The organism is Methylobacterium sp. WL18 (assembly GCF_008040015.1).
Taxonomy (GTDB): domain Bacteria; phylum Pseudomonadota; class Alphaproteobacteria; order Rhizobiales; family Beijerinckiaceae; genus Methylobacterium; species Methylobacterium mesophilicum.
Genome location: NZ_VRVD01000262.1, coordinates 1 through 6471 on the forward strand (window position 1 = coordinate 1; position 6471 = coordinate 6471).

The 6471-nt window shown below is 69.7% G+C and carries 6 protein-coding genes and 1 riboswitch; of the genes, 3 read left to right on the forward strand and 3 right to left on the reverse strand.

From position 1 onward, the window contains the following. Positions 1-422 precede the first annotated feature (422 nt). Positions 423-749, forward strand: a complete 327-nt coding sequence (locus tag FV228_RS17590) for a multidrug efflux SMR transporter (protein ID WP_147855813.1) — start codon at positions 423-425, stop codon at positions 747-749. Positions 750-779: 30 nt separating this feature from the next. Here the strand turns inward: FV228_RS17590 and FV228_RS17595 are convergent, their stop codons facing one another. Beyond that, a complete protein-coding gene (locus FV228_RS17595) occupies positions 780-2804 on the reverse strand; it encodes a TonB-dependent receptor (RefSeq protein ID WP_147855818.1) in 2025 nt (674 codons plus the stop codon). Positions 2805-3043: 239 nt separating this feature from the next. Beyond that, a riboswitch (cobalamin riboswitch) is annotated at positions 3044-3243 on the reverse strand. Positions 3244-3661: 418 nt separating this feature from the next. On the opposite strand from FV228_RS17595, the gene FV228_RS17600 reads away from it, so the two are divergent. Continuing rightward, a complete protein-coding gene (locus FV228_RS17600; RefSeq protein WP_147855814.1) occupies positions 3662-4252 on the forward strand; it encodes a cell wall hydrolase in 591 nt (196 codons plus the stop codon). 462 nt (positions 4253-4714) lie between these two features. After that, the gene (locus FV228_RS17605) at positions 4715-5125 is read left to right on the forward strand and encodes a hypothetical protein (RefSeq protein ID WP_147855815.1); all 411 of its coding nucleotides are present in this window, start codon (positions 4715-4717) and stop codon (positions 5123-5125) included. A 356-nt stretch (positions 5126-5481) separates the two neighbouring features. Here FV228_RS17605 and FV228_RS17610 read toward each other — a convergent pair whose 3' ends face one another. After that, positions 5482-6027, reverse strand: a complete 546-nt coding sequence (locus FV228_RS17610) for a transglycosylase SLT domain-containing protein (RefSeq protein ID WP_147855816.1) — start codon at positions 6025-6027, stop codon at positions 5482-5484. After that, positions 5987-6471, reverse strand: a 485-nt coding sequence (locus FV228_RS17615; protein ID WP_147855817.1) for a flagellar hook-length control protein FliK, incomplete at its 5' end; no start/stop codon positions are given. The genes FV228_RS17610 and FV228_RS17615, both read right to left, overlap by 41 nt.

The window sequence follows — 6471 nt, forward strand, 5'->3', positions numbered from 1 at the left end:
CGCCCCGGCGCAGGCCCCGCCGACGGCCCGGGCGGGGGCGGGCCGAGGCTTCCGGGATCGCGGGCGACGCAGTCATGGTGGATCGGTATCGCTCTGGATCGGCACTGTCTTGGCGCCCGCGACCAAGGTCTCGGCACGGGCGGCGACCATGATGAGGAGGCGTTAACGAAGGGCCAACCCGGCCGGACGTTGAATTCGGGGCTCCGCCGCGCGTGCCCGGCGCGGGGGATTCGAAAATCTTCATCGATTCGGCGGACAAGGACTCCCGAACCCTCGCGGCACCTTATGGGGGGAGGCTGCCGCGCACAAACCGCGACCCGCCGTCCTTGTCTGATCGTCCTTCCCTGATCGTCCCTGGCGATCCGAAGAGCCGTTGCTCACTTGAAGCCGGCTCCGCGCCTGCACAAAAGGTCTTCCGCGCGATGAACCCTTACCTGATCCTCGGGCTCGCGATCGGCGCGGAGGTCACCGCCACCCTGGCGCTGAAGGCCGCCGACGGCCTGACCAAGCCGGGGCCGACCCTGATCGTGGCGGTCGGCTACGGCACCGCCCTGTGGCTGATGTCGAGCAGCATGGACATGCTGCCGATCGGGGTCGTCTACGCGATCTGGTCGGGGGTCGGCATGATCGGCGCCGCACTCGGCGGCGCGTGGCTGTACGGCGAGGCGATCAGCCCGACCATGCTGGTGGGGATCGCGATCATCGCGGTGGGCGTGGCCATCCTGGCCTCCGGGCAGGGCCAGCACTGAGCCGCATCGCCCCGGCCGCCGGGGCCGCGCTCAGAAGCGGCCCGCGATGGTGAGGCGCACGGCCGTGGGCTCGACCGGGTGGAAGACGCGGTCGATCAGGCCTTCGGCGGGCTCTCCGGGCAGGCGCGAGACGTAGGCGTAGGTGATCTGGTCGGATCGGCTGTTGGTCAGGTTCAGCACGTCGAGGGAGACGCTGACCCCGTTCTCGAAGGCGTAGCCGACCCGGCCGTTGAACAGGGCGGTCGGGCGCGAGCGGATGGAATTGTCCTCGATCAGCGGGCGCGGCCCGAAATACCGGAACCGCAGGGAGCCGAACCAGCCGAGCGGCTCGCCGAAGGTGATGCCGGCCGACGCGATGGTGGTGGGCGCCTCCGGCACCCGGGTGCCGACCGGATCGACGTCGGAGAACCGGGCGTTGGTGATCGTCAGGTCGCCCTCCAGCGACAGGAACGGCGTGAGCGCGTAGCGGTTCGTCCACTCGACCCCGAAGCGCCGGGTCGGGCGGCTCGGCTCCGTGGTGCCGGTGTCGCCCTGGAACAGGTTTTCGGACGCGAAGTCGAGCCGGAACAGGGCGAGGCTCGTCTCCAGCCCGGCGATCGAGCGGTTGCGCAGCCCGACCTCGTAGCCGGTCGAGGGCACCAGGAACGGCGCGCGGGCGATGTTGAACAGGGGGCTCGCCGGATCGACCGTGGCGGTCACCCCGCGCACGTCGTTCGAGTGGAAGCCGCCGCCGTAATTCACGTAGAGTTCGGTGTCGAACCACGGACCGAGGGTCAGGCCGAGCTTCGGGTTGACGATGGCATCGCGCGCCCGCCCGGAATTGGCCGGCGTGTCCGAGGCGACGCGGGCCGCGTAGCCGTCGGCGCGGAAGCCGAGGCTGGTGCGCAGCCAGTCGGTCCAGCGCACCCGGTTGTCGAAATAGAAGGCCCCGCTCGTCTCCAGCACGCGGTCGTCGAGCACGCCCGAGCGGTATTGCCGGTTCGTCGTGTTGAACAGCCCGACCCGGATGCTGTCGGTCCGGGTCTGCACGCCGACCTCGTTCTCCATCGGGCGCCCGAACAGGTCGCCCTGGAAGATGTGCAGCGCCTCGCCGCCGCCGATGATGCGCTGGTCGAGCTGGTGGAACTGGTCGCCGCTGACCGGATCGTTGAGGAAATAGGTGAAGTCGTTGAACAGGTTGAGCTGCGAGCGGATCACGTAGGCCGAGGCCCGGGTCAGGCCGGTTTCGTCGGTGCTGCTGAAGCGGCCGGACAGCGAGAAGCGGCTCGTATCGCCGCCATCCGTGGGGTTGATCGTGCCGTAGCGGCCGATCAGCCCCTGCGCGACCGCCCGCTCGGGGATCTGGTTGGTGGCGGTCCAGCGGCCCGCATAGGCCATGCCGGTGACCGAGAATCCGTCGAGCGCCGTGCCCTGGCTGTAGCGGGCGACGGTGCTGATCTTGCGCAGGGCGTCCGGGACCACCCACGGCCCGTCATAGACCTGCGCGTCACCTGCAACCAGGAGGTTGCCGTCGCCGAGCGGGGTCGAGGCGATGCTGAGCGCCCGCTTGTAGCCGAAGCTGCCGATGGCGGTGAGCGCGAGGTTCTTCTGGACGGTGTCGAGATAGTCGATCCGCACCGAGCCGGCGGAGGCGAAGTCGCCGTCGCGGACGAAGTACGGCCCCTTGTGGAACGCCACCACGCCGACGAGTTCGGGGATCAGGAAGTTGATGTCGGCATAGCCCTGGCCGTGGGCGTGGGTGCGCATGTTGAGCGGCATGCCGTCCAGGAACAGGGCGATGTCGGTGCCGTGATCGAGGTTGAAGCCGCGCAGGAAGAACTGGTTGGCCTTCCCCTCCCCGCTGTGCTGGGTGACGATCAGGCCCGGCACCGCCTCCAGCACCTCGCCGGGACGCGTCACCGGCCGGCTGTTGAGCTGGGCGCCCGTGATCACCCCCGCGCTGGCGGAATCCACGGTCAGGAGCGGGCCGCCGATGCCGGTCACGCCGCCGACATAGCCGGCACTCGCGGCCACCCCGCCCCGCGGCGGCGCGGAAGGCTCCGCGGTGACCGAGATCTCGTCGAGCGTCGCCTCGGCGTCCGGGCTCGGCCGGGTTCCGTCCCGGGCGGAGGCCGCCGGAGGCAGCAGGGCGAGGGCCGTCAGCACGGACAGTTTCAAGAGCGCACAGCGCGGGACAGGATGGGGCACCGGACCTCGGGCGACGGCAGTGGCACGTCACCGCGAACGAGGCCGCGCCGACCGCGCTCGCGCGGGCGTCCCGGCACCCGCCAGGACACCCCGCCCAGCGCGTTTCGCGTGTGACCACGACGGACGGCAGGTCTCCTGGCTCACGGGTCGCAGCCATCCCGTCGTCTTCCCGGGCGAGGCGGCCCAGTGACGTGGTGACGAGAAGGCTCACCGCTTACAGTTGCGGGGGCAGCCGCGGCTTCGGGGAAGCCCCCCTCACCGCGTTCCCTTTTGATCCCCGAAGGGAACCGTCCCGGCCACATTCCGGCCAAGGCGTGGGTCCCGTCAACGTCCCGGCACCGGTTGGCGGCGTGTGTGTCTATCGGATGACACCGGGCCCCCGCCCGGCTCCCGGTTCCGCCGGAAGAATCCGCCGCCCGCGGGGCTGCTCCCTCGGATCCCGGACGCTCGGGGGCGACGCTATGGTTTTGGCACCGCAGCGTTTTTCCGGCCGGACCTGCGGCTCCCGCTGCGGCCCCGGTCCGTCCCCCGGGGGGCCGCGTTCCAGGGCCATCCGCCGGTCCGCCAGCGCGGGCAGGCCGGCGTTCGGGGCGGTCCACGCATGACGGCCCGCCACATCCTCGCCGCGAACGTGCACACAAGCTTGGCGCGTACAACGATCGAGTGTGGCGACGCCGGGATGGGCGATCGCCCTGCCCCGAGGCCGGAGGACGGAGCGCTGATGCATGCAGGGTAGCGAGAGGATCAAGGCCGTTTCCGGGCTGGTCGCGCTGGCGCTCGCCGGCGGGCTCGGTGCGTGCAACACCGCGTCACCCCTGACCACAGGATCGATCCCCGACCGCAAGCCGTCGATGGTGGTCACCGACGCCGAGCGCGACTGCCTCGGCCGGGCCATGTATTTCGAATCGAACCGCAGCGACGAATCCGGCCTGCTGGCGGTCGGCACCGTGGTCATGAACCGGATGGAGGCCGCGATCTTCCCGGGCGGCATCTGTGCCGTGGTCGGGCAGCCCGGGCAGTTCGCCCCCGGCGTCCTGACCAAGCCGATGCAGGACCGCGACCTTCAGAAGGTGGCCGACGCCGCCGACGCGGTGCTGGCGGGCGAGCGGCACCCGAAGGTCGGGAAGGCGATGTATTTCCACACGGCCGGCCACCACTTCCCGTACAAGAACATGCACTACGTGGCCGTGGCCGGCGGCAACGCCTTCTACGAGAAGCGCAACACCCGCGCCGCCAAGGCGGAAACGCCGGCGCCCGCCGCCCTGCCCCCGTCGGTGTCGAGCTACGCGGCCGGCCCGGCTGCGCCGACGCGCTAAAGCCGTGCCCGACCGCGTTGGGTCGGGAACGGCTCTAAGCTCTTGTTTTGACGCGCGCTCCTGCGACGAACCGGAGCCACGTCGTCGGAGCGCGACCTCGAGCCGCGCGCGGCAGGCGCAACGATCCGGACGGCCCTGCCGGATCCGGATCGCGGTTCCAGCCGGGGTCCCTCCCCTTTTCGCGCGCCTGCGCCCCGTGACAATCCGCTCGCGTCGCGTGCGGATCCCGCCGCGCCCGATACATCGGGACGCGGTTCCCGCCAGGGACGCGGATCCACCGGCATAGAACGAGCCGGTGTTGTCGATCGCACCATCTTGACCGGTCATGGCAGATGAAGTGACATCGCGCGCGACGGTAAATCTGTTGATCGGCTTCGCGACCCGCGGAGGCGCGATTTACATCGCCGGACGACGCCTTAGCTTGTCGGTTAGAACTACCCACGAATCACGGATCTGCCGCCGATGATCGCCCACAGGGTAGCGCTCGCTGGTGCGGTCCTCATCCTGAGCATTGCACCGGCAGCCTCTCAGTTGCGCCGCCCGATGACCTGTACGGAGGACGTGTCGGTGGGGCTCGACGCGGCCCCGGGCCCCGAGGGCGCGAAGCCGCAGCCGCACCGGGCGCGGACCTTCTCGATGGTCTCCGGCGGCGGCTTGCTGACCGTCCTCTCCGCCGGGCGCTCCGACTATTACGAATGTCAGGTGGCGTCGCCGCGCTTGAACGAACGGACGCCGCGCAACGCGATCAAGTGCCAGAACGGCGTGTATTTCCTTCTGATCGACCTGAACAAGCTGAACTTCGTCGAGGCGCAGCTGAATCCGGAGGACCGCGGCGAGATCAGGATGAGCTACGGAAGCTGCAAGATCCTCTGACGGCGCTCAATCCATCCGGATCAGGATGTAGGCCGAGACCGCGATGATCGCGATGGTCACCGCGAACAGCAGAAGCGTCTTGGCGAACGCGCCGTCGGGCGGGTCTGGTGCGTCGTTCATCCTGCTCCCCCAGCCCCGGAAGGATGGTGGCGTTTGCCGTCTTGCTCAACGTATGAGCGGCCAATAGGCAGCATCCGCATAGAGTGGTCAGTAATCTGCGCTGTTGGCGCTGAAGAATCCGTTTCTCGTCCGCGTCTCTCGACGCCCGGCCGAAAGCGACGCGACCTGCTGCGGGGCGGATCGGCGCCGGCCACCGTGACCGAGCGTGGCCGCGGCCACCCCCGGTCGAAGGGGCATCACCGGCAGAACTGCGTCGCCGCCGGGGTCCATTGCCCGAATCCGGTCGCGACCATGTTGGCGACAACCCGGCAGATATACTGTTTCTGCGCCGCATTGTTGTTCGGCCCGGCATGGTAGCGGGCCACCGCCATCGTCCAGCTGCCCTCGCGCTTCTTGAGCTCTTGGAGGAATTGGGTGGCGTACTCGACGTTCGCGTGCGGGTCGATCATGGCCTCGACCGAGCCGAACTTGCCGCCGTGATAGAGGTGGTTGATCTGCATGCAGCCGAGGTCGATCAGGCGGATGCCCTTGCTGCGCGCTTCCGTGAAGCGGGCGATCACGTCCCGCGGCCCCGTCCCGAAATAGGCGGTTCCGGCGATGTTCATGGCGTAGGGCTGGAGGGAACCGCGCTTGCCGGTCTCGGTCAGGCCGACGGCGTAGAGCACGCCCAGCGGCACGCCGTAGCGGGCGGAGGCGCGCCCCATCTCGGCCTCGCAGACATTCGCGGCGGCCGGGACAGCGCTAGAGATAAATGCCGCCGTCGCGAGGACGTACCGCTTCATCCGTCCGTTCTCCTTCGCGTCTGTTGCCGGCCTGGCGCTGCGCGTCCTGCCGCTGTCTGGCGCCCTCGTTGCCGGGGCGGGCCCCGCCGTCGGCGAACGACGGGGACGCCTGCGATTGCGAGCCGCCCGACGCGGTCGACGCCTCGGCGGGGCGCGCCTGCCCGACGGTGACCTCGGCCTGGTAGCTGCTGTGGCTCAGGAGGTCGGTGAGGATCGCCGCATCCTTGTGCAGCAGCGCGGCGGTCTCCGGCTGCGAGGCGCGCAGATGGGTTTCGAGCTGGCCGTTGGAGAGCCGCATCTCCACGGTGACGACCCCGAGATCCTCCGGCCGAAGCTGGATCTTGAGGACGCGCAGCGGCCCGTCCGGGACGCCGCCGGCCGTCGGATCGGCGTGGATCCGGCCCTGCGCGTCCTCAAGATCCAGCTTCGGCCGGAGGATCTCGG

What these genes read in the sequence shown, in the direction of transcription:
- FV228_RS17600 (WP_147855814.1), top strand. Translation starts at nt 3,662, where the DNA reads ATGCAGGGTAGCGAGAGGATCAAGGCCGTTTCCGGGCTGGTCGCGCTG.
- FV228_RS17605 (WP_147855815.1), top strand. Translation starts at nt 4,715, where the DNA reads ATGATCGCCCACAGGGTAGCGCTCGCTGGTGCGGTCCTCATCCTGAGC.
- FV228_RS17610 (WP_147855816.1), bottom strand. Translation starts at nt 6,027, where the DNA reads ATGAAGCGGTACGTCCTCGCGACGGCGGCATTTATCTCTAGCGCTGTC.
- FV228_RS17590 (WP_147855813.1), top strand. Translation starts at nt 423, where the DNA reads ATGAACCCTTACCTGATCCTCGGGCTCGCGATCGGCGCGGAGGTCACC.